The 20,970-nt window shown below is 48.8% G+C and carries 23 protein-coding genes and 3 tRNA genes; 22 read left to right on the forward strand and 4 right to left on the reverse strand.

The window, feature by feature from the left end; all coding sequences use genetic code 11:
- Nucleotides 1-38: 38 nt before the first annotated feature.
- Nucleotides 39-251 (reverse strand): hypothetical protein, encoded by a 213-nt coding sequence (locus tag I8U21_RS05815; protein ID WP_181732687.1) that lies wholly within the window; start codon nucleotides 249-251, stop codon nucleotides 39-41.
- 253 nt (nucleotides 252-504) lie between these two features.
- On the opposite strand from I8U21_RS05815, the gene I8U21_RS05820 reads away from it, so the two are divergent.
- The 8 genes from I8U21_RS05820 (at nucleotide 505) to I8U21_RS05855 (ending at nucleotide 4,682) form a co-directional block, all read left to right on the forward strand.
- The gene (locus I8U21_RS05820) at nucleotides 505-1,110 is read left to right on the forward strand and encodes a TetR/AcrR family transcriptional regulator (protein ID WP_181732688.1); all 606 of its coding nucleotides are present in this window, start codon (nucleotides 505-507) and stop codon (nucleotides 1,108-1,110) included.
- Between the two features lie 82 nt (nucleotides 1,111-1,192).
- Nucleotides 1,193-1,585 carry a thioesterase family protein gene (locus tag I8U21_RS05825; RefSeq protein WP_198053483.1) on the forward strand — a complete coding sequence of 131 codons (393 nt, stop codon included), beginning with the start codon at nucleotides 1,193-1,195 and terminating at the stop codon, nucleotides 1,583-1,585.
- A 239-nt stretch (nucleotides 1,586-1,824) separates the two neighbouring features.
- On the forward strand, nucleotides 1,825-2,901 hold the full coding sequence (locus I8U21_RS05830) for a WD40/YVTN/BNR-like repeat-containing protein (RefSeq protein WP_198053484.1): 1,077 nt from the start codon (nucleotides 1,825-1,827) through the stop codon (nucleotides 2,899-2,901).
- Nucleotides 2,902-3,141: 240 nt separating this feature from the next.
- On the forward strand, nucleotides 3,142-3,588 hold the full coding sequence (locus I8U21_RS05835; protein ID WP_181732691.1) for a hypothetical protein: 447 nt from the start codon (nucleotides 3,142-3,144) through the stop codon (nucleotides 3,586-3,588).
- A gap of 247 nt (nucleotides 3,589-3,835) precedes the next feature.
- A tRNA-Leu gene (locus tag I8U21_RS05840) sits at nucleotides 3,836-3,921 on the forward strand.
- A gap of 218 nt (nucleotides 3,922-4,139) precedes the next feature.
- Nucleotides 4,140-4,349: a phage holin gene (locus I8U21_RS05845; RefSeq protein ID WP_181732692.1), complete on the forward strand. Its 210-nt coding sequence runs from the start codon at nucleotides 4,140-4,142 to the stop codon at nucleotides 4,347-4,349.
- A gap of 174 nt (nucleotides 4,350-4,523) precedes the next feature.
- A tRNA-Pro gene (locus I8U21_RS05850) sits at nucleotides 4,524-4,600 on the forward strand.
- A 5-nt stretch (nucleotides 4,601-4,605) separates the two neighbouring features.
- Nucleotides 4,606-4,682: transfer RNA gene (locus I8U21_RS05855), tRNA-Pro, on the forward strand.
- Between the two features lie 91 nt (nucleotides 4,683-4,773).
- On the opposite strand, the gene I8U21_RS05860 is transcribed toward I8U21_RS05855, so the two are convergent.
- A complete protein-coding gene (locus I8U21_RS05860) occupies nucleotides 4,774-5,394 on the reverse strand; it encodes a TetR/AcrR family transcriptional regulator (RefSeq protein WP_181732693.1) in 621 nt (206 codons plus the stop codon).
- Between the two features lie 198 nt (nucleotides 5,395-5,592).
- On the opposite strand from I8U21_RS05860, the gene I8U21_RS05865 reads away from it, so the two are divergent.
- Complete coding sequence (locus I8U21_RS05865) at nucleotides 5,593-7,107, forward strand: FAD-dependent monooxygenase (RefSeq protein ID WP_198053485.1); 1,515 nt, start codon at nucleotides 5,593-5,595, stop codon at nucleotides 7,105-7,107.
- A gap of 59 nt (nucleotides 7,108-7,166) precedes the next feature.
- On the opposite strand, the gene I8U21_RS05870 is transcribed toward I8U21_RS05865, so the two are convergent.
- Nucleotides 7,167-8,003, reverse strand: a complete 837-nt coding sequence (locus I8U21_RS05870) for an HAD family hydrolase (protein ID WP_181732695.1) — start codon at nucleotides 8,001-8,003, stop codon at nucleotides 7,167-7,169.
- A gap of 147 nt (nucleotides 8,004-8,150) precedes the next feature.
- On the opposite strand from I8U21_RS05870, the gene I8U21_RS05875 reads away from it, so the two are divergent.
- From I8U21_RS05875 to I8U21_RS05930, 12 genes are all read left to right on the forward strand, one after another.
- Nucleotides 8,151-8,747, forward strand: a complete 597-nt coding sequence (locus I8U21_RS05875) for a uracil-DNA glycosylase (RefSeq protein WP_181732696.1) — start codon at nucleotides 8,151-8,153, stop codon at nucleotides 8,745-8,747.
- Nucleotides 8,744-10,456 carry an ABC-ATPase domain-containing protein gene (locus I8U21_RS05880; protein WP_198053486.1) on the forward strand — a complete coding sequence of 571 codons (1,713 nt, stop codon included), beginning with the start codon at nucleotides 8,744-8,746 and terminating at the stop codon, nucleotides 10,454-10,456. Before I8U21_RS05875 ends, I8U21_RS05880 begins: the two co-directional genes overlap by 4 nt.
- Nucleotides 10,453-10,884 (forward strand): ribonuclease HI, encoded by a 432-nt coding sequence (rnhA, locus tag I8U21_RS05885; RefSeq protein ID WP_181732698.1) that lies wholly within the window; start codon nucleotides 10,453-10,455, stop codon nucleotides 10,882-10,884. The genes I8U21_RS05880 and rnhA overlap by 4 nt, the downstream gene beginning before the upstream one ends.
- Nucleotides 10,885-10,955: 71 nt before the next feature.
- The gene (queG, locus tag I8U21_RS05890; protein WP_198053487.1) at nucleotides 10,956-12,104 is read left to right on the forward strand and encodes a tRNA epoxyqueuosine(34) reductase QueG; all 1,149 of its coding nucleotides are present in this window, start codon (nucleotides 10,956-10,958) and stop codon (nucleotides 12,102-12,104) included.
- 246 nt (nucleotides 12,105-12,350) lie between these two features.
- Nucleotides 12,351-12,878 carry a methylated-DNA--[protein]-cysteine S-methyltransferase gene (locus tag I8U21_RS05895; RefSeq protein ID WP_181732700.1) on the forward strand — a complete coding sequence of 176 codons (528 nt, stop codon included), beginning with the start codon at nucleotides 12,351-12,353 and terminating at the stop codon, nucleotides 12,876-12,878.
- A gap of 64 nt (nucleotides 12,879-12,942) precedes the next feature.
- Nucleotides 12,943-13,548, forward strand: coding sequence for a hypothetical protein (locus tag I8U21_RS05900; RefSeq protein WP_198053488.1), 606 nt, complete (start codon nucleotides 12,943-12,945; stop codon nucleotides 13,546-13,548).
- 60 nt (nucleotides 13,549-13,608) lie between these two features.
- On the forward strand, nucleotides 13,609-14,106 hold the full coding sequence (locus I8U21_RS05905; RefSeq protein WP_181732702.1) for an amidase domain-containing protein: 498 nt from the start codon (nucleotides 13,609-13,611) through the stop codon (nucleotides 14,104-14,106).
- Nucleotides 14,107-14,178: 72 nt separating this feature from the next.
- Nucleotides 14,179-14,643, forward strand: coding sequence for a tRNA (cytidine(34)-2'-O)-methyltransferase (locus I8U21_RS05910; RefSeq protein ID WP_181732703.1), 465 nt, complete (start codon nucleotides 14,179-14,181; stop codon nucleotides 14,641-14,643).
- 30 nt (nucleotides 14,644-14,673) lie between these two features.
- A complete protein-coding gene (locus I8U21_RS05915; protein WP_198053489.1) occupies nucleotides 14,674-15,423 on the forward strand; it encodes an HAD family hydrolase in 750 nt (249 codons plus the stop codon).
- A gap of 206 nt (nucleotides 15,424-15,629) precedes the next feature.
- Nucleotides 15,630-17,525 (forward strand): PrkA family serine protein kinase, encoded by a 1,896-nt coding sequence (locus tag I8U21_RS05920; protein WP_198053490.1) that lies wholly within the window; start codon nucleotides 15,630-15,632, stop codon nucleotides 17,523-17,525.
- A gap of 92 nt (nucleotides 17,526-17,617) precedes the next feature.
- Nucleotides 17,618-18,763 carry a sporulation protein YhbH gene (gene yhbH, locus I8U21_RS05925; protein ID WP_181732706.1) on the forward strand — a complete coding sequence of 382 codons (1,146 nt, stop codon included), beginning with the start codon at nucleotides 17,618-17,620 and terminating at the stop codon, nucleotides 18,761-18,763.
- Between the two features lie 250 nt (nucleotides 18,764-19,013).
- Entirely contained in the window at nucleotides 19,014-19,619 is a 606-nt protein-coding gene (locus I8U21_RS05930) for a LysE/ArgO family amino acid transporter (protein WP_198053491.1), read from the forward strand.
- A 70-nt stretch (nucleotides 19,620-19,689) separates the two neighbouring features.
- On the opposite strand, the gene I8U21_RS05935 is transcribed toward I8U21_RS05930, so the two are convergent.
- Nucleotides 19,690-20,295, reverse strand: a complete 606-nt coding sequence (locus I8U21_RS05935; protein WP_198053492.1) for a pentapeptide repeat-containing protein — start codon at nucleotides 20,293-20,295, stop codon at nucleotides 19,690-19,692.
- Between the two features lie 132 nt (nucleotides 20,296-20,427).
- Here I8U21_RS05935 and I8U21_RS05940 point away from each other — a divergent pair, with 132 nt between their 5' ends.
- Nucleotides 20,428-20,961: a class IV adenylate cyclase gene (locus I8U21_RS05940; protein WP_181732710.1), complete on the forward strand. Its 534-nt coding sequence runs from the start codon at nucleotides 20,428-20,430 to the stop codon at nucleotides 20,959-20,961.
- Nucleotides 20,962-20,970 lie beyond the last annotated feature (9 nt).

The following is a 20,970-nucleotide window of genomic DNA, read 5'->3' on the forward strand; positions in this document are numbered from 1 at the left end:
GACGGAGGAAAGGGGTTCCTTTCTTCCGTTTTTTTTCGCTATTTTTCCACGGTCTCTTCTTCCTCTTCGGTTTCCAACTGGCGCCAATGTTCCAATGTTTTTTTGACAATTTTTTGCACCACGGCCGCCGGATCGGTTTGGTGGTCGCGTGCAATGGCTTCCAACTGCTCGATCTCCTCCAGGGTTAACCAGAAATGAAAGGACATAAAGGCATCTTCGCTTGCAGGATGAGATCTCTTTTTAAATAACACGAATGTGCCCCCTTCTTTCCCGCTTCAAAAATATGGGATATCATTTTATCTAAAACTTAGATAAAAATGGACAAAATCCTTTTTCAGGAAAGATCCATTTTTGGTGACGGGGAAAGCCGGCGCATGATCGGGAAACCGGCCGGAGGCTAAGAGGAGGATAACATTCTCTAAAATAAATAGATTCTTGACAAATATCTGAAATTTCTATTATTATGAAAGCGAACAAGCGCTTGTTTCGCAGGAGAGATGAAACATGACAAAGCAGGAACGCAAGGAACAAATTTTGAGCACGGCTTGCCGTCTTTTCAGCCGGAAAGGATATCACGGGACAACGATCCGGGATATTTCGGAAGCATGCGGGATTTTATCCGGGAGTTTGTATGCGCATATCCGCACGAAAGAAGATTTGTTATATGAAATTACGAACAGAGGCGCTGAAGCTTTTTTGAATTCCCTTCGGCCCATTGTCGAGAACGATGCACCGGCAGTGGAAAAGTTAAGACAAGCGGTCATTGCCCATATCAAGGTGGTGGAAGCCAACTTGGAAGCGGCAACCGTTTATTTTCATGAGTGGAAGGGATTGTCCGAGGAAAGGTTTTGTGAAATTCAGGAAAAACGGGACCGGTATGAGAAAATGTGGGCCCGGCTTGTGTCCCAAGGGATTCAGGAGGGGGCCTTCCGGCAGGTGGATGAAAAATTTGTCCGGTTACTCCTCCTGTCCGTGGGAAATTGGCTTTATCAGTGGTACCGTCCCGAAGGCGAATTGCCGCCGGAGGAGATCGCCGACCGGTTTATGGATTTGTTTCTGGACGGACTGGCAAACCGGGAACAAGGGGAAATACCGGATCCGGCGCGTTGACATAAAGGACGGGACGGGGAAGAAGCAAAAAAAAAGATGGATCTTGGCAGGAACCGGGTTCCATGTTGAAGGGGGTTGTTTGATGAAACCGGGTCTTCACCGGGGATACCAGGAAAAAATGATCGTGACGGTGACGGAGGAGATGGTTGCTTCGTTTGACGGCAAAATGATTCATCCGGTCTTGTCCACCGTGTCCATGGTTTATTATATGGAATGGGTCGGAAGAAAAGTTATCGAGCCGTTTTTGGAAGAAGGGGAAGAAGGAATCGGAGCCTCCATCAATGTCCGCCACCGCTCGCCGGCCCCGGTCGGGAAAACCGTCACGTTTGTGGCCACAGTCAAAGAATGGACTCCGCAAAAAGTGGTGTGCGATGTGATTGCCGAACATGACCAGGCGCTGGTGGGAGAGTCCGAGTTTATCCAGGTGATCTGGCCGAAAGAAAAGCTTCAGGCGCATATTGAGCGAATGAAATAAATTTGGAAAAAGAGGAACTGAAATTTCAACCGGTTTGCGAATAAGTCAGTAAGGGGGCTTACGTTTGTTTCATAGATGCTTTGAAAACCTTTGAATCAGAAGGTGGTACCTTGTGGAAAAGCTTGCTGACAATGGTTTTTGACGGGTTGGCAAGCTTTTATTTTTTATATGACCGGGAAAAGAAAATACGGATCCATCAGGTTTGATCCATAAAACAAAGTGTGTGGAGGGATCGGTGAATGAAGCGACTTTTGCTGGGGATGGAACGGGAATTATTGGTGGCAGACCTGGATGACGGGGAAAGTGCCGGGACAACTTCGCGTCTCAAAGGGATGCAACCCACTTGCATTGCCCAAGATCCGTTCCGGCCGGAGAGGTTGTACTGCGGGACGTTCGGCCGCGGCTTGTGGTGTTCGGACGATTTTGGCGACTCATGGTACCCGGTCGGGGATGGATGTGATTATTTTGAGCCGTTAAAAGAAAAAGGAATCCTTTATGAAAAAATCACAGCCGTGGCGGTGAGTCCTCATCAAAAAGAAAATGGTTACGGAATGGTGTATGTCGGAACCGAACCGAGTGCGCTATTTTCATCGGAAGACGGAGGCAAAACCTGGCGGGAACATAAAGAGATGAAATTCGTGCCATCGCATCGGACTTGGAGTTTCCCTCCCCGGCCGCACACGCATCATGTCCGCTGGATCACGCCGGATCCGGAGCAATCGGAGCGGATTTATGTTTCGATCGAGTTTGGCGCCGTGCTGCGGAGTCTGGACGGGGGAAAAACCTGGGAAGACAAAAAATTTCAAGGCCCGCTGGACGCCCATACCCTGTTGATGCATCCCGGGCAACCGGATCGTTTGTATGCGGCATGCGGCGATGGATTGTTCCGGGAAGGTTGCGGCTACATGGAAAGCCGTGACGGGGGCCAATCTTGGATTCCTTTGGGCCAAGACCTGAAACATCCTTATTTATATGGTATGGCGGTCGATGCCAAAAAACCGGATTGGGTGCTTGTCTCTGCCTCCATCCATCCGAATCACGCTCACCACGCCAGAATGGAACAGGCTTCTTCCACAATTTATCGAAAAGAAGGGGATCGTTGGCTGGAAGCGGTTGACGGCTTGCCAGGACCGGAAGGAATGCTGATTTCTGCATTGGCAAACGACCCGTCGGAATCCGGCGTTTTTTACGCGTTGAACAATTTGGGGCTTTTCCGGTCTGTCGACGTCGGAAAGACATGGGAGAAGATCAATCTTGGGTGGAAAGAGGAATATCGGTCTCAACATCCGCATACCTTGTTGGTCGTTGATTGTTAATCTGGACCAGAAAAACATGAGCAGGCCTTTCGGGTGCCTGCTCATGTGAGACAACGCCGTCTCGACAAGCGCTGCATTTTAAATGGTTTCGACTATGAAATGCATCGTAACGATGGTACCGTCTGCAGAAAGCCAAACTAACCGGGGGGGATCGTTCATGGATGGATGCCGGCTGAAAGTTTTCTTGCGGGGATCAAGCCGTCGTGCTATGAATGCTTGTCCCGAGTGTCGCCCGATCTATTGAAAAAACTCGAAAAGTTCCCGCGCTATTCGGTTCATCCCGGCTATGACATTTTCTTCCGGGATGAGCCGGCGCATGACGGTTTTGCCAAAGAAGTCAAAAACCTTTCCCGCGACAGCGAAGCGTTTCATCGCATGTTGGGTCTTGCGTTGGGATTTCCGCCGCGGTCTGTTGATTTTTACGTCAAGAGGATTAGCGGGGAACTGAATCGGGAACAATTTTATGAGCAAAAGGTCGGTTTGTATCATGCCGGCGTTTGGTGCGCAGGGCATAAACGCGATATTATCGAAAACATGAACTGGTTGTGGAAGCAATATCCATATTACGATCAGTCAAGAGTCGCCACTTACTACAACAACGATCGCCAAGTCTATCCGGTCGAATATGGCGATGATGAAGCTTTGCACCACCTTGCGGAAAAGCTGAATAAAGCGTCTGCCCGGTGACGGAACGGCATGAGGTGACACTGCCCAAAAAATATATTTTTAATATTGCGTAAATAGCCGGAGCCGGTTGGGGACGAACCGGAAGGGTGGGCCGAAACCCGCTGTTTATCCGGGTTTTTCGCGGTTTGTGGATCTTCGGTTGGTGTCCGGGATTCTCTAAAAATTTTATTTGACATTCGAGAATAAAGTGTATATAATAAAAATCGTTCCAAGCGAGATTGAAATTTTTCAATCCATCACCCATCATGCCGAAGTGGCGGAATTGGCAGACGCGCACGACTCAAAATCGTGTTCCTTTATGGAGTGTGGGTTCGACTCCCACCTTCGGCACCAAAGCGAAACGGTTTCCTGCATCAGGAAGCCGTTTTTTTGTTTGATGATCCGGGCTGAAGTTAGTTGGCGCCCGCGGAGGGATTCCGGTGGATCTTGGACGGACGTCTTTTTTTACCGAATGGGTATTGATCAGAAAATGTTTTTCTTTTCCCTGCATATGATGATGCTGAAGCTGGCTTTTCAGCCGGCTTACATTCAGGGAATGGGGGCGAATCGGGATGGATTGGTTGACTCGGTTTCGCAACTATGGTTTCTGGTTATCATTGTTGGCATTTGTTGCCGGAGGGCTACGGTATGCCGGTTTTGACTTGGGGCTCCCTGAGGGGAACACGATTGTGGATCTGATTATCGCCATTCTGGTGGCGCTTGGGATTATCAATGATCCCACCACGGAAAGCAAATGGTACAAAGATGATTCCAAATCATAAGAGAAAGGATTTTTTTGAGACGTTCACACGGATGCTTCCGTGAACGTCTTTTTGCATTTTGAAGGCAACCGTTCCGGCATCCGGACAGAAAGAATTGGATTGACATTGGAAAGGATGGCATGTTAAAATGGACCTCGTCGTTTGAAAATTAAGTTCATAAAATAACCGAATTATCGGGATGTGGCTCAGCTTGGCAGAGCACCTGGTTTGGGACCAGGGGGTCGCAGGTTCGAATCCTGTCATCCCGACCAGTCAGCGGGACGTGGCTCAGCTTGGTAGAGCACCTGGTTTGGGACCAGGGGGTCGCAGGTTCGAATCCTGTCGTCCCGACCAACGATATCTGGACGGATTCATGGTATGTGCGCAGGTCTTGAGGAGAGGACCTGCGCTTTTTATTTGCTTGGAAAAGGAAGGTTCCGGAAGGTCAAGCTTTTTTTAAACCGGCGGCAAAAAAAGGCCCGTTCACAGTGATGGTGGATAAGATGCGCGCCATTTCCTCCGGGGATTCTTTCCTGCCGCTGTTTAACCATTGTTGAACCACTCCGATATGGGCGGAAGCAATATAAGACACCAGGTAATGTCCCGGAACCAGCAAATTTTCTTCTTTTAAGACAGAGTTTGGATTGTTTTTGATGAGTGCATTCCACATGAATTTTTTCAATCGGTTTTGAAACGCCAAGTCTCCTTTGGGGCCCAACAACGTTTTCATAAACCGGTGATTTTGATCAATATATTCCAAAATGGAAACAACTGTGCTCACCGGTTTTAAAGTGGGGGATGAAGCATTGATTTCGGAAAGGGTATTCGGCAGATTGCGCTTGGCAATCTCTGTGATCTCCGTCAGGATTTCTTCCTGGTATTTGTCCATGAGATCAAATTTATCCTGATAGTGTGCATAAAAGGTCCCCCGGTTGATGCCGGCTCTCGTGGCGATGTCTTTCACGGTGATGGCGTCGAAGCCTTTTTCCTCCATCAATTCCACAAATGCCTCTTTAATCATTTTCCGCGTTCGGACGACACGCAGATCCGCTTGATTTTTTCGCATCGGGTTCCTCCTTTGCTTTTTGGACGACACGGAGTCAAAAAGTGTTCCATAAGCGACAGGTTCCGCCGTTTTGATTATTGTTACGGATAAAATCCCAAAATTATAATGAAAATGAACAACCTGTTGTTTATTATACAGGAAGTAAAAAGCGTCGTGACAAGCGGATTGGTCGATCTTAAGCGGAAAGAAGGGAAAGGAATGAAACCCCAAGTCCTCATTGTCGGTGCCGGCCCCACCGGCTTGGCACTGGCCGTTGCGCTTCAAAAACAAGGGATTCCTTTTCGGATCATTGATAAAAACCGGGGGCCGGGCACGCTTTCCAGAGCCATGGCGGTTCATGCCAGAACTTTGGAATTATACAGCCAGTTCGGTCTGGCGGACCGGTTGATCGAAGCCGGCATCAAGGCGACCGCGTTACAAATTTTTAAAGATGCCAAACGGGTATCCCGGGTGGAATTGGGCGAGAAACTGGCGGAACACATCAGTCCTTATCCTTATCTCTTAAGCCTCGCTCAAGATGAGCATGAAGCCATATTAATCGAATATTTGCAAGCCAAAGGCGTCATGGTCGAATGGGAAACCGGGCTGTTGGATTTAAAGGAAACGGATGGCCGGGTTCATGTCACCATCCAAAGACAAGGGGGCGAAGAGGAGCTTTTTTATGATTATGTGTGCGGGTGTGACGGAGCGCACAGCACGGTGCGAAAAGCGTTGGGACTCGGCTTTCCGGGCGGAACTTACGAGCAAGTCTTTTTTGTGGCAGATGTCAAAACCAAACATCCTTTGCCGGGAATGGGCCCTGCATTTTCAGACAAAGAGTTTTGCCTGGCACTCACGCTCCGCGATAAAGAAATTTTAAGCCGGGGCATTCCTTCTGCATTGGATCCCCTGATTCCGTATATTGAGAAAATGGTGCCGGTAAAAATCGAAGAAGTCAACTGGTACTCTTCTTACAAAGTCCATCACCGTGTCAGTGAAAAGTTTCGCGTCGGCCGGGTTTTTTTGACCGGGGATGCGGGGCATATTCACAGTCCGGCAGGGGGACAAGGCATGAACACCGGCATCGGGGATGCGATGAACTTGGGATGGAAGATTGCCGCGGTTTTGCAAAAGAAAGCGGCCGAACGGATTTTGGATTCGTATGAAGAGGAGCGGTTGAGCTTTGCCAAAACCTTGGTCGCCACCACGGACCGTCTCTTTAAGGGATTGGTTCAGGTGATCGAAGGAAAAGGCCTGGCTTCTGCCATTTACAAAGAAGTGATCATCCCGCATATCCTGCCCAAACTGGTAAAATTTCCGGGGGTCAGAGAAAAGCTTTTTAAAACCATGTCCCAAACACAAATCCATTATCGGGGCAGTTTGCTCAGCGCCGGAAAAATCGGAACCATCCATGGTGGCGACCGTTTGCCATGGGTGCAAACCGACGGCGGGGACAATTTTAAGCCATTGCAATCAGTGGATTGGCAACTTCATCTTTATGGCGAAACCACCCCGTCCCTGCGAAAGTTTGCAGAAAAGAACGCATTGGCTTTGCATGAAGTGAAATGGACGCCGGACGTGGGCCGGTCGGGCATTCAGAAAAACTCGGTTTTTCTTGTCAGGCCGGACGGCTATATCGCCGTGGCCGTCACCCCTCAGGAGGTTGGCAAAATGCAAGCTTTTCTGGATGAATACCGGATTGTCCCGTTTGGGAACAAACCGTTTTCGCGTTAAAGAATTGAAACCAAAAGAGAGACGACAGGATTTCCGTGTCAGCCTGTCGTCTCTCTTTTCTATAACGATGCTTTGGCTTTGTTGGGAAGCAAATGGTGTTGGATGAAATGTTGCACCCCGTCCTGGTGATGCGGCGGCACATGGACCGCGGCTTGTTGCAACACGAGCGGATGGGCGTTGGCCACAGCGGCCGGCAAACCGACGATTTCCAGCATGGACAAGTCATTCAAGTGATCTCCGATGGCGGCGGCTTGACCGGCTTGGAGGTGAATGCTTTCCAACAGTCGCAACACGGCATTTCCTTTTGAGATTCCGGAAGGCAGGATTTCAAAGTATTCATCCGAAGACAAAATGCAATCCAGCGGGAATGCATCCGCCCGTTGTTTGGACCAGTCAAGCATGGACTTCATCTCTTCTTTTTCGGCGATCGCCACCAATTTTAAATATGGAATGTCCGGCAATTTGTCAAAAGAAGAGATGATTTCCGGTTCAAATCCTTCGTCGATGCTGGCTTGGGTCACATACCCGATTTTGGTCCCGTAAACCCGGTCCAACCCGTAGACAAAAATGTCCACTTGGGGCGGAATGGTTTTCTTCCATTCTTCCAACAGTTGGAGAATCATTTGGCGCTCAAAGGTTTTGACCGGGATTTGTTTGTTGGAAACCGGATCGTACATGGCGGCGCCGTTGCACAAAATGACAGGGACCTGAATCTCCAATTCTTCAATAAACCGTTTGGCTTCCAAGTATGTTCTTCCGGTGGCGAGGGTGAAAACGCCCCCTGATTTCTGGAAGGAAGTGATGGCATTTTTATTGGCTTTGGAAATTTGTCTTTTATCGTCAAGCAGGGTGCCGTCAATATCTGAGACAAAAAAAGGATAAGGTAATCGTTCCAATGATTTTCAACTCCTTTGCTATTCCCAGAATAAAGCAGAAAGATCAACAGGAGGTTGAGTTTTTGTTAAAGCTTTTGAAATGGAATTCCTAAGAGTATAACATATTTCTTGACAGAGGAGAAACCGGAAGAAAAGGGAGAGAAGAGAATGGACCTTGAGACATTGGCGAAAAGATATGAGCAGTGCACCATGTGTCCTTTACACCAAAGGAGAACCCAAGTAGTGATGGGAGAAGGAAATCCCCGTTCGCTTTTGATGATTGTCGGTGAAGGACCGGGTGCCGATGAGGATCGCCAAGGCCGCCCTTTCGTCGGCAAAGCGGGACAACTGTTGAATAAAATTTTAGAAGCGGCAGAAATTCCCCGTCAAGAAATATTTATCACGAATATTGTCAAATGTCGTCCCCCGGGAAACCGGACGCCCCGGGATGAAGAAATGAATACATGTATTTCCATTTTACGGCAACAATTTGTATTGATTCGTCCAAAAATAATTGTTACGTTAGGTGCAGCACCCACCCGGGCTCTGATTGACCCGTCTGCCCGGATCACCCGCGTCAGGGGGAAATGGGTCCGGCGCAAAGGGGTGCTTTTCATGCCAACCTATCATCCGGCCTATCTGCTCCGGAACCCGAGTGCCAAAAGGGAGTCTTGGGAAGATTTCAAGCAGATCCGGGATGTATACAAAAAACTGTTAAATAACGTTTCAAGACAGGACGAGCATGAGGATGGTGAACCGCAATGAAACAGTTGTGCCAAATTTTAAAACGCATTGACGGAAAAGGGTACAAAGCCTACAAAGACTTGCAAGGAACGTATCAATTTCCGGATTTTCAATTATTTATCGATTATGTTCAGGGAGATCCTTTTGCCACTCCGTCCCGAGTGCGGGTGCGATTGGAGCGGAAAGAGGTTCCCGTCGATCTGTCCTGGATTCAAACACGGGAGAGAAAAGTGGCATTGGAAGACTGGTTGGCCCGGAAATGGTCGCGTGAGTTGGGCAAGTATTCGTTTAAAGCTTCCGGAACGGGCAAAAGCGGATTGATGACCATGGATCGGCCGGGACAGGAAATTTTGGAGAGAACGGCCGTGGTGGTGGAACCGGAATATATGGAAGCCCGGATACATATCGGATTGCCGGCCCGGGGACGAACGGTTTTAGGCAGGCAGGCGGAACAAATGCTGCTTGATTTCCTGCCCCGGATTGTCCGTGAAATGAAGCTGTCAGAGACGGACAAAAAACAGATTGAAGACCGGATGAAACTGACAGACAACCAGCAGGCGATCCGCAAAGCGCTGAAAGAAAACGGGTGGGTTGCGTTTGTGGCGGATGGAGCGGTTTTGCCGCGTGAAAGCGGGATCAGCAACCGCCCCTTAAAAAGCGGACAAGTGGTTCCGTTCCGCTCACCGGAGTCATTGCAAGCGGTGATACCGGTGCCGCACGGCGAGCCGATTTCCGGCATGGCGATTCCCGAAGGCATCACCCTCATCGTGGGAGGGGGATATCACGGAAAAAGCACCTTGCTCAAGGCCATTGAGCGCGGGGTGTACAACCATGTTGCCGGAGACGGAAGGGAATATGTGATCACCGTGGAAGATGCCGTCAAGATTCGGGCCGAAGACGGACGCCGGGTGGAAAAGGTGAACATTTCCCCGTTTATCAGCCGGCTGCCTCTGGGCAAAGACACGGATCAATTCTCCACTGAAGATGCCAGCGGAAGCACTTCCCAAGCGGCCAACATCATGGAAAGCCTGGAAATGGGAAGCACCTGCCTGTTGGTGGATGAAGATACCAGTGCCACCAACTTTATGATCCGGGATGCACGGATGCAGTCCCTAGTGGCCAAAGGAAAAGAACCGATCACCCCGTTCATTGACAAAGTGCGCCAGCTTTATGAAGAAAACGGGGTGTCCACCATTTTGGTCCTGGGCGGATCCGGGGATTATTTCGATGTGGCGGATTATGTGATCATGATGGATCATTACCTGCCGTATGATGTGACCCGTCAGGCCAAAGAGATTGCCGGTGTCCATCAATCGGGAAGAGCACTGGAAGGCGGCGAGTCCTTCGGGGAGATTTCCCACCGCAATCCGGTTGCCAAAAGTTTCGATGCAAGAAAGGGTCGGAAAGAAAAGGCGGAAGCCAAAGGATTGAAAAGCATTCTTTTGGGTTCCGGCACGATTGATCTGACCTGCTTGGAACAGTTGGTCGATCCCAGCCAAACCCGCGCCATCGCCCAAATTTTGCGTTTGCTCGGAAAGCGCGCGGATGGCAGGAAATCATTGCGGCAATTGCTGGAGGAAATCGAATCGGAAATCAAGGAAAAAGGATTGGACTGGATTTCCCCGTTCCGCGGGCATCCCGGAGATTTGGCACTTCCCCGCAAATACGAAATTGCAGCGGCCGTCAACCGGATGCGGACGCTGGCGGTCAAAGGAGAGAATGGGCGTTGAAAGAAGTGATTGTCTATACCGATGGGGCCTGTTCCCACAATCCCGGCCCGGGGGGATGGGCGGCCGTATTGATGTATAAAGAACACCATAAGGAAATTTCCGGTGGCGAGGAAGTGACCACCAATAACCGGATGGAGCTGACCGCCGTCATTGAGGCGTTATCCCGGCTGAAAGAACCTTGCCGTGTCAAAGTGCATTCAGACAGTGCATACATTGTCAACTGCATACAACAAAAATGGTATGAGAAATGGGCAAAAAACGGTTGGATGACATCCGGGAAAAAACCGGTGGAAAATCAAGATCTGTGGAAAAAATTGCTTGCGCTGATGGAAAAGCATGACGTGGAGTTTGTCAAAGTCAAAGGGCACAGCAATGTGACGTGGAACAATCGCTGCGATGAACTGGCCCGTGCGGCTGTACCCAAGTGATGGAATAAACTGATGGATCAAATGGATAGATAACAGTGATATAATAACAGGTTAAAAAGGGGGTGAGAAAGGTGAATGCAGAGGAATTGAAGCAACGGTTGAAGGAAAAAGCAAAGGAAATCGGAATCGACAAAATCGGGTTTGCCAGCGCCGATCCGTTTACAGAGCTCAAGGAGAGACTGAAGGAGAGCCGGGAAAAAGGATATGCATCCGGTTTTGAAGAGCCGGACATCGAAAAACGGGTGGATCCCGGTCGCTCTCTTCCTCAAGCAAAAACAATCATTGCCATTGCCCTGAGTTATCCCTCCCGGCTAAAAAATGCCCCGCGTTCGGAAGAAGGGGCTTATCGGGGGTACTTTTGCCGGGCTTCCTGGGGGCAGGACTACCATGATGTGTTAAAAGAACGGCTCCGCCAATTGGAAGCGGCATTCAAAGAATGGGTGCCCGAAGCGCGGACCATGATCATGGTGGATACCGGCGCGTTGTCGGACCGGGCCGTGGCAGAAAGAGCAGGCATCGGCTGGAGCGGAAAAAACACCGCGATCATCACGGAAGAATTTGGTTCCTGGGTTTACTTGGGGGAAATGATCACCGATGTGTACCTCCCACCGGATGAACCGGTGACGGATGGATGCGGCGATTGCACACTTTGCCTCGATGCCTGCCCGACCGGGGCGCTGGTGCAACCGGGGCAACTGAATGCCCAATCCTGCATTGCTTATCTCACCCAGACGAAAGGTTTTTTGCCGGATGAATACAGGGGGAAAATCGGAAACCGTCTTTACGGGTGCGATACCTGCCAAATCGTCTGCCCGAAAAACCGGAAGATCGATTTTGACCATCAACAGGAATTCCGCCCGGATCCGGAAAAAGTGAAGCCGCTTTTGAAGCCGCTGCTTTCCATCAGCAACCGGGAGTTTAAGGAAACGTACGGATCGATGGCCGGTTCATGGCGGGGGAAAAAACCGATCCAACGAAATGCGATTTTGGCTTTGGCCCACTTCAGGGATCGTTCCGCCGTTCCCGATCTTATCCGGTTGCTTCGGGAAGACCCGCGACCGGTGATCCGGGGAACGGCAGCATGGGCGTTGGGCAAAATCGGGGGAGAGGAAGCGAAAGAAGCATTACTTGGAGCCAAAGAAAAAGAAACCGATCCGGAAGTTTTGCGGGAAATTGACAAAGGCCTGGAATTCTTTGCCGGGAACCCGGTTGTTTCTTGAAAGAGGAGTTTTTGCAGATAAAGAGAATTCATTCTAAACACGAGAGAATAATGTATACGAAACAGACTTTTAAGGATCTCCGGTTTCAATCATCCGGAAGATGCGATGGTGGGTATTCCTTTTTGATGACGGCAGCATCCCTTTGCATATGAATTTATTTTCTTGCAACATTTTGCAAATCGATTCGTCTATAATCTGAAGATGTTTTTTGTCAAGTGACGAAATCCCGGATGGGAGGTTTATTTCATGGCCTCAGGGACGCAACATTTGGTTTGGAGTCATATGGAAAGTCCGGTCGGTTTGATCACCCTGTTGGCGAATCAGCGGGGACTCATTTACTTGGACTTTTGCAAACAAAACGATCCCGTTTTGGGAGCCGAGATCTGGTTGAATCATTGGTTTCGCCATTACACGCTGGAGAAGAACGAGCAGGCATTGCTCCCGTATATGGACGAAATCGATGAATATTTTCAGGGAACCCGGAAGACCTTTGAGATCCCGTTTGATTTGTACGGAACCCCGTTTCAAAAAAGGGTTTGGCGGCAGCTTTCCACCATTCCCTACGGCGAAGTCCGGACTTACAAAGAGATCGCGTCCGCCATCGGGTCGCCGAAAGCAGTCCGGGCGGTGGGCGGTGCCAACAATAAAAATCCGTTGTCCATCGTCATCCCTTGTCACCGGGTCATCGGTTCAAACGGTTCGCTGGTCGGATACGGAGGCGGCCTCCATATTAAAGAATACCTGCTGACGCTGGAAGGTTGGTTAAAACCATAAACAAAAAAAACACGGATCCTGCGGATGGAAACATCCGTTTTTCTTTTTGAATGGGGGAATTCATATGATTTTACAACACAGGAAAAAAAAGAAAAAGATCCGGGGCTGGAAAAGACAAATCCGGAAAATCGAGCATTGGAAACAAGCGGCGATGGCATTACACCTTCGGGAATTGGAAGAAAACGAGCGCGTTCCCCCGTTGCATGCATTAAAGAGAAGAAAGCTCCCTTTGTGGTATCAACAATTATTTTTGGAAGCATTGCTGGACGTCAGTGAATACTGGCAGCAAAAACTGCAGCAAGCCCGGAAAGATTGTGAATTGCAGCTGTGGCTTTTCCTTCCCTACATGACGGAGTCGCAAATTGTCGTCTCGACGGGTGAATCCCGTCCGCCGTGGGGGATGTTTGACCCCGATCCGGATCCGAAACCTTTTCCCGGCAATTGTTTTCCCCGGTTGAAGGCGCGATTGGAGCAACTGGATTGGAATCTCCATATCGAAAGCGATGTGTTTACAAAAAGTGATTTAAAAAAAAGCGCCCTCGCTTCCCAAGAGATCAAAAAAATTTTGGGCAAAGTTTATCAGCAGACCGAGCTTCACTTGTGCGAAGGAAAGAAAGAAACCATTTACAGTATCAAAGTGGGGGAGGTTTGGGTGGGCAGCTTTAAATAGGGAATGATCCCGTTGCCGGCTTCATAGGATGTTTGTAAAACCGATGAAGGAGCGTTGTGGATGACGAGCATGGTTTACAACCGGCAACGGGCTGTAGCTTATGCCAATCGCTACTGGAACGGCCATCATCCTGCATATCTGCTTTTTGACGATGATTGTACCAACTTTGTTTCCCAGTGCCTGTATGCAGGTGGAATGCCCATGGTTTTCGGGAGCAGGAACCAAGGATGGTGGTACCGGAGAGATCACGGGAACCACCAATGGAGTTTCAGCTGGGCGGTGGCCCACAGTTTGTATCAGTTTTTGAAAAAAGGGGGTTCCACGGGCAGATGCCGGATGGTCGGCTCGGCCGGGGAGCTTTTATTGGGGGATGTGATTTGTTATGATTGGGAAGGAGACGGGCGTTTCAATCACAATACGATTGTAACGGCGTTTGATGCAGACGGACAGCCTCTGGTCAATGCGCATACCCAAAACAGCCTGCATCGCCGTTGGGAGTATCGTGATTCCCCCGCCTGGACACCACAGACCCGTTATGTGTTTTTCCACATTGAATAGGATAAGTTGAAGCGGATTTTCTTTTTCGGGTAAAATAGACAGGAAGTTTGGACAGATGGAAGTGATGAAACTGTGCCGTTTCATATCGTGCTGGTTGAACCGGAAATTCCGCAAAATACAGGAAACATTGCCCGCACTTGTTCGGTGACCGGGGCGAAATTGCATTTGGTTCGTCCGTTGGGGTTTGAGATCGATGACAGCAAATTAAAACGGGCCGGTCTCGATTATTGGCATGAACTGGATATCGAATATCATGATTCCTTTGACGAATTGAAGGAAAAGTACCCGGACGGGCGCTTTTTTTGTGTGGAAACCTTTGCGAAAAAACATTATACCGAACCGGTTTACCGGGAAAATGATTTTTTTGTTTTCGGCAAAGAAACCAAAGGATTGGCACCTGAAATTTGGGAGGCGCACAAGGATACCATGATCCGGATTCCCATGCGGCCAGTCTCCCGTTCGTTAAATTTATCGAACTCCGTTGCCATCGTTTTGTATGAAGGATTGAGGCAAATCGGTTTTAAGAACCTAGTCTGACGGAGATTCACACAGAAAGAGGGACACCTTATGATCAAAGCATGTTTGTTTGATTTGGACGGCACGCTTCTGCCGCTTGACACGGAGTCTTTCGTGCGCATTTACTTGAAAGAACTGGCGGGAAAGGTGAAGCATCTGATCGCACCCGATCAGCTGATCCAAACCATTTGGGAAGCGACAGAAGCCATGATGAAAAGCGGGGACGGGACAAGGACCAACGAACAAATTTTTGAACGGGAGTTTCTCAAACGTTCCGGGCTGGACCGGGAAATCATCTGGCCTTTATTCAATCAATTTTATGAACAAGATTTCCCGAAACTTTCCAAATATACAAAGGTGAGTCCTTTGTCCCGGAAAGTGGTACAAGCCGCGGTGGATCAAGGGTATAAAGTCGTGGTGGCAACCAATCCGGTATTCCCGAAGGCCGCGATCATGGAGCGGTTGAAATGGGCCGGAATCGATGATCTTCCCTTTCAATGGGTGACCGTGTATGAAGAGGCCCACTATTGCAAACCCAATCCGGAATATTATCTGGAAGTTGCCGCGCGGATCGGAGTCCGGCCGGAAGAATGTGTCATGATCGGCAACGATATGCAGGAAGACATGGTGGCTTCCACCACGGGGATGAAAACATTCTATTTAAAATCCGAATGCCAAATCGACCGGGGCAAACCGACGTATCCGGTTGATGATGCCGGGGATCTTCAAAGCTTGTTGGAATCGATCCAACAGCAAACGGGCGTATTTGAAAAAAGAGATTTTGAGCCATCCATCCGCTGAAGATTTTTGAAAAACCTCAGATTTTTCCTGAGGTTTTTCTATCTTTTTCCTTTAAATTCTGATAAAATAGAAGTAACAACTTTCTAAATAGCGCATATATATGATAGAAAATCATGCCTTAGTCTCTTTTCCTTTTTCAGATTGTTAGTCACCAGGGATTTGAAAAGTCAACGGTTTGGTTTGAAAGTTTAGAGAGGAGGCTTTCCATGGATCATTTCCTCAGACGCCTTGAGGAGTATCGCAACCGCGAGAAGAGCTTGGAATGGGAAGGAACCTTCATTGACTATCTGGACATCGTGAAGAAAAATCCCCGCGTGGCTCAAACCGCTCATTCCCGAGTTTACGATATGATTATAAAAGACGGTGTTTCAACCGATTCACAAGGAAATAAAAAATACCATTTCTTCACCAAAGAGCTGTTCGGGCTGGATCAGGCCATCACCCGCTTGGTCGAAGAGTATTTTCACTCCGCCGCCCGGCGCTTGGATGTCAGAAAACGGGTCCTACTGTTGATGGGACCGGTCAGTGGAGGAAAGTCCACCATTGTGACGCTGTTGAAAAAAGGGTTGGAGAAGTACTCCATGACCGACGAAGGGGCCGTTTACGCGATCAAAGGATGCCCGATGCATGAACAACCGCTCAACTTGATTCCCGAGGAGTTGAGGCCCGAATTTGAACAAGAGTTTGGCGTGAAGATCGAAGGGAAACTTTGCCCGTCTTGCCGGTTCCGGCTGAAGGAAGAATTCAACGGACGGATTGAAGACGTTCCCGTGAAACGGATCATCCTGTCCGAGGATGAACGGGTCGGAATTGGAACGTTCAGCCCGTCGGACCCCAAATCACAAGATATCGCCGATTTGACGGGAAGCATTGACTTTTCCACCATCACTGAATACGGTTCGGAGTCCGATCCGCGCGCTTACCGGTTTGACGGCGAGCTGAACAAAGCCAACCGCGGGTTGATGGAGTTCCAGGAAATGCTCAAGTGTGATGAGAAGTTTCTGTGGAACTTGTTATCACTGACCCAGGAAGGCAATTTCAAAGCCGGTCGTTTTGCATTGATCTCCGCGGATGAAGTGATTGTCGCCCACACCAATGAAGCCGAGTACAAAGCGTTTATTGCCAATAAGAAAAATGAAGCGTTGCAATCACGGATCATCGTGATGCCCATTCCGTATAATTTAAGCGTGACGGAAGAAGAAAGAATTTATAAAAAATTAATTGGACAAAGTGACCTGGCCCACATCCATATTGCTCCCCACTCGCTCAGAGCCGCAGCGATCTTTTCCATTCTGACCCGGTTGAAAGAATCGAAAAAAGTGGATCTTTTGACGAAAATGCGCCTGTATGATGGGGAAGTGGTCGAAGGATCCAAAGACATCGACGTGGATGAATTGCGCAATGAACACCTCGATGAAGGCATGTCCGGCATCGATCCCCGCTATGTCATCAACCGGATCTCCAGTGCACTCATCAAGACGGAAACCAATTTTATCAACGCTTTGGATATTCTTCGTTCCCTCAAAGACGGTTTGGACCAACATCCTTCCATTACTCCCGAGCAGCGCGAGAAATACCTCCATTTCATTTCCATCGCCCGGAAAGAATACGACGAAATCGCCAAAAAAGAAGTGCAAAAAGCGTTTGTCTACTCTTATGAAGAGTCGGCGGAAACCCTGATGGAAAATTATCTGGATAATGTGGAAGCTTATTGCAACTGGAACAAAATCCGCGATCCAATCACCGGGGAAGAACTGGAGCCGGATGAAAAGTTGATGCGCTCCATTGAAGAGCCAATCGGCATCTCGGAAAATGCCAAAAAAGCGTTCCGCGAAGAGATTTTGATTCGCATTTCGGCTTATGCGCGCAAAGGGAAAAAGTTTGATTATAAACAGCATCCCCGCCTGCGTGAAGCGATCCAGAAAAAATTGTTTGCCGATCTCAAGGACGTGGTGAAAATCACGACATCCACCAAAAACCCGGATGAAAACCAATTGAAAAAAATCAATGAAGTGATTAACCGGCTGGTGACCGAATACGGATATACGCCTGCCAGTGCCAATGAGCTTTTAAGATACGTGGGCAGTTTGTTAAACCGCTGACGGTCAAAAAATTGCGGCAAGGATTCTTCTGTCGGAAAGAGAGTCCTTGCCGCAACAGTCTAAAGGGCTTTATTTTCAGGGAGGTGAAACCCATGGCGCACCCCCCGTTTATTGTCTCTGAGGAAGACTGGTCCCTTCACCGCAAAGGATATCAGGACCAAATGCGGCACCAGGAAAAAGTGAAAGAAGCGATCCGAAAAAACCTGCCGGATTTAATCAGTGAAGAAAGCATCATTATGTCGGACGGGAAACAGATCGTGAAAATCCCGGTTCGCTCCATTGAAGAATACCGTTTCCGCTTTAACTACAACAAAGGGAAGCACGTGGGACAAGGAAATGGGGACAGCAAGGTGGGAGATGTGTTGGGGAAAGAACCCGGTTCCGGCAATCAGGGGCCGGGAAAAGGACAGGGAGCCGGCGATCAAGCAGGGCACGATTATTATGAAGCCGAAGTCTCCGTGGAAGAATTGGAAGGAATGTTGTTTTCCGAGTTGGAACTGCCGCACCTGGAGAGCAAAGAAAGCCAGGATATGTCGGTGGATGACATCCGCTTCAATGATGTGCGCAAAAAAGGATTGATGGGAAACATCGATAAAAAACGCACGTTGCTGGCGGCCATTAAACGAAACGCACTGAAAGGAAGCAAAAAAACCCAAATTTCCGTCGATGATCTCCGCTTTAAAACATGGGAAGACATCGTCGTGCCGCATTCCAATGCGGTCGTGATTGCCATGATGGACACCAGCGGATCGATGGGGGTTTTTGAAAAATATATTGCCCGCAGTTTCTTTTTCTGGATGACCCGTTTCCTTCGCACCAAGTACGAAAATGTCGAGATTGTGTTCATCGCTCATCACACGGAAGCCAAGGAAGTGAGCGAAGAACAATTTTTCACCAAAGGAGAAAGCGGCGGAACCATTTGTTCCTCGGCCTACCGGAAAGCTCTGGAAATCATTGATTCCCGCTATCCGCATGACCGGTATAACATTTACCCGTTCCATTTCTCCGATGGAGACAATTTAAGTTCGGACAATGAACGCTGCGTCCAATTGGTGCGCGAAATTCTCAAACGTTCCAATATGTTTGGCTACGGGGAAGTCAACCAATATAACCGGCATTCCACCTTGATGAGTGCCTATCGCCATTTGAAAGTGCCGCGCTTTGCCCACTTTGTCATCCGGGAAAAAGGGCAAGTCTATGATGCGCTGAAGCACTTTTTCGGAAAGAAAGAGGCTTGAATCCAAAAACGCCTTCTCTTTGAGGAGGCGTTTTTCTCGTTCAGAACGACAAAAAAGGCCAATGGTAAAAACAATCCAAAGAAGATCGCTGATTTCAGAAGACGGATTTTGTGATCCAGCTGAAGAGATATGCTTTTTTGCGAAATGATTTTAGATTTCAAGAAGGGGATTCTTTAGCGTTTGCTGAATTAAATTACTCTGTTAAAGAAACAGAAATCTGAAAGTGATCCGGAAAGGAAAGCAGTATAAAATGGTTCAAGCCGTAATTCATGGCATCATTTTGTCTTTCGGGCTGATCTTGCCGCTCGGGGTTCAGAATGTTTTTGTATTTAATCAGGGGGCTACGCAACCTAAGTTTTTCCGGGCTTTGCCGGTGGTGATTACTGCATCGGTTTGTGACACACTCCTGATCTCTTTGGCTGTTTTGGGCGTATCGGTTGTGGTTTTTGGCGTATATTGGGTCAAGTTGATGCTGATCCTCGCGGGCACCCTCTTTTTAACCTATATGGGATGGGTGACTTGGAAAAGTCGATCGGATCCGGATCAGCCGCAAAAATCATCGCTTTCCCCCAAAAAGCAAATCGCTTTTGCCGTTTCCGTTTCATTGCTCAATCCGCATGCCATCATGGATACAATCGGGGTGATCGGCACCAGTTCCCTTTCCTATACCGGTGCCGAAAAGTTTGCTTTTACACTTGCCTGTGTCGCCGTATCCTGGATCTGGTTCTTTTCCCTGGCATGGGTGGGAAAGCAAGTGGGAAGGTTTCATCAATCCGCCGGCGTGATCAACATGTTGAACAAAGTGTCGGCTTTCATTATGTGGGGCACCGCTTTGTACCTGCTGTTTACCATCTGAAGCCCGGATCCTTTTCATCAACCTGGTGGCAAACCAACCGTCACCGGGTTGATTTTTTAATTGGGGAAATTTACTCCACGATGGCACCAAACGAGCGGGCCAGTTGAATGGCTTGGGCAAGGTCGATGCGGGTTCCTTTTAGGTTGGAGCTTTTCGGATCCAATCCTTCCAAAATGGCGCCTCTCAAATCGGATCCTTTGAAAGAAGCCCCTTGGATGTTCGCATAAGATAAATCCGCCTCTTTAAAATTGCATTGTTCAAACTCCGTACCGTATAAGTCGGCCTCTTTGAACCGGATTCCGGAAAGGTCGCATCGCTTGAAATGCTGGTTTCTAAGCAAGGTGTAAGACCAGTCTCCGCCTTGGATGGAAGCACCGGTGAAATCAGCCTCGCCGAAGGAAGATCCGGTCATTTTGCAGTTTTCAAAAACCGAAGCAAACAACCGGGCGTGTTCAAATTGGCAATTGAAAAAGGCTGATCCGCGATGTGTGGAGCCGTTCAGGATCGCATGGGCAAAATGGCATTCTTCAAAGACGCAACGGGTTGTGCTGATTTCCTTCAAAAACGTTTGTCTGAAACGGCAGCGGAGAAAATGGCATTCTTCCATGGATACGGCGGGAAAGCGTTGATGGCTGAAATCTTCATCGACGAACTCTTTTTTTGTCCACTTCGTCATATCCATTCTCCCTTGTTCAGGCTGTTACAAAGAATATACAACAGTCCGGCGGATAAAGACAGGAGTGTTCACACTTTCTCGAAACATCCAGCCGCCGTGCTTTTATAATAAAAAGGAAGGGGGAAAGTCCAAATGGCCATTGAATTTGAAGCCAAAGTCCTGGAAATCGATCCGGCCGAAATGATGGAACGAATCTTCAAAGCAGGCGGGGAAAAGGCCGGCGAATTTTTGATGCGGCGTTATGTTTATGAGATCACTCCGGGAGACCACAGCAAATGGATGCGCCTGCGCGATACGGGCGAAGAAGTCACACTGGCGGTGAAAGAAGTGCACCATGACGGGATCGGCGGAACGGAAGAGATTGAGATCACCGTGAGCAGCTTCGAGGAGGCCGGCCGGTTGCTCGGAAAATTGGGGTATCGTCCCAAGGGGTATCAGGAAAACCGGAGAACCCGTTTTTTGCTCGGTGGTGCGAGACTGGAGATTGACGAGTGGCCGGGTATTCCTCCGTATCTGGAGATTGAGGGAAAGTCCAAAGAACATGTGATCCAAGTGGCTTTACAGCTCGGGGTGAAGGAAGAACAATTAACCGGCGAAAGCACGGTCAAAACATTGGCCCGGTACGGGATCGGGCCGCAAGCTCTTCAATCATTGCGGTTTGAATGAGGGGGAAAT

The sequence above is a fragment of the Thermoactinomyces sp. CICC 23799 genome, from assembly GCF_016055145.1.
GTDB classification, from domain to species: Bacteria; Bacillota; Bacilli; order Thermoactinomycetales; family Thermoactinomycetaceae; genus Thermoactinomyces; species Thermoactinomyces intermedius.

Bases quoted from the DNA above. Each gene is read 5' to 3' on its own strand.
- I8U21_RS05820 (WP_181732688.1), top strand. From the start codon at position 505: ATGACAAAGCAGGAACGCAAGGAACAAATTTTGAGCACGGCTTGCCGT.
- I8U21_RS05825 (WP_198053483.1), top strand. From the start codon at position 1,193: ATGAAACCGGGTCTTCACCGGGGATACCAGGAAAAAATGATCGTGACG.
- I8U21_RS05830 (WP_198053484.1), top strand. From the start codon at position 1,825: ATGAAGCGACTTTTGCTGGGGATGGAACGGGAATTATTGGTGGCAGAC.
- I8U21_RS05845 (WP_181732692.1), top strand. From the start codon at position 4,140: ATGGATTGGTTGACTCGGTTTCGCAACTATGGTTTCTGGTTATCATTG.
- I8U21_RS05860 (WP_181732693.1), bottom strand. From the start codon at position 5,394: ATGCGAAAAAATCAAGCGGATCTGCGTGTCGTCCGAACGCGGAAAATG.
- I8U21_RS05865 (WP_198053485.1), top strand. From the start codon at position 5,593: ATGAAACCCCAAGTCCTCATTGTCGGTGCCGGCCCCACCGGCTTGGCA.
- I8U21_RS05875 (WP_181732696.1), top strand. From the start codon at position 8,151: ATGGACCTTGAGACATTGGCGAAAAGATATGAGCAGTGCACCATGTGT.
- I8U21_RS05880 (WP_198053486.1), top strand. From the start codon at position 8,744: ATGAAACAGTTGTGCCAAATTTTAAAACGCATTGACGGAAAAGGGTAC.
- I8U21_RS05895 (WP_181732700.1), top strand. From the start codon at position 12,351: ATGGCCTCAGGGACGCAACATTTGGTTTGGAGTCATATGGAAAGTCCG.
- I8U21_RS05900 (WP_198053488.1), top strand. From the start codon at position 12,943: ATGATTTTACAACACAGGAAAAAAAAGAAAAAGATCCGGGGCTGGAAA.
- I8U21_RS05905 (WP_181732702.1), top strand. From the start codon at position 13,609: ATGACGAGCATGGTTTACAACCGGCAACGGGCTGTAGCTTATGCCAAT.
- I8U21_RS05915 (WP_198053489.1), top strand. From the start codon at position 14,674: ATGATCAAAGCATGTTTGTTTGATTTGGACGGCACGCTTCTGCCGCTT.
- I8U21_RS05920 (WP_198053490.1), top strand. From the start codon at position 15,630: ATGGATCATTTCCTCAGACGCCTTGAGGAGTATCGCAACCGCGAGAAG.
- yhbH (WP_181732706.1), top strand. From the start codon at position 17,618: ATGGCGCACCCCCCGTTTATTGTCTCTGAGGAAGACTGGTCCCTTCAC.
- I8U21_RS05930 (WP_198053491.1), top strand. From the start codon at position 19,014: ATGGTTCAAGCCGTAATTCATGGCATCATTTTGTCTTTCGGGCTGATC.
- I8U21_RS05935 (WP_198053492.1), bottom strand. From the start codon at position 20,295: ATGACGAAGTGGACAAAAAAAGAGTTCGTCGATGAAGATTTCAGCCAT.
- I8U21_RS05940 (WP_181732710.1), top strand. From the start codon at position 20,428: ATGGCCATTGAATTTGAAGCCAAAGTCCTGGAAATCGATCCGGCCGAA.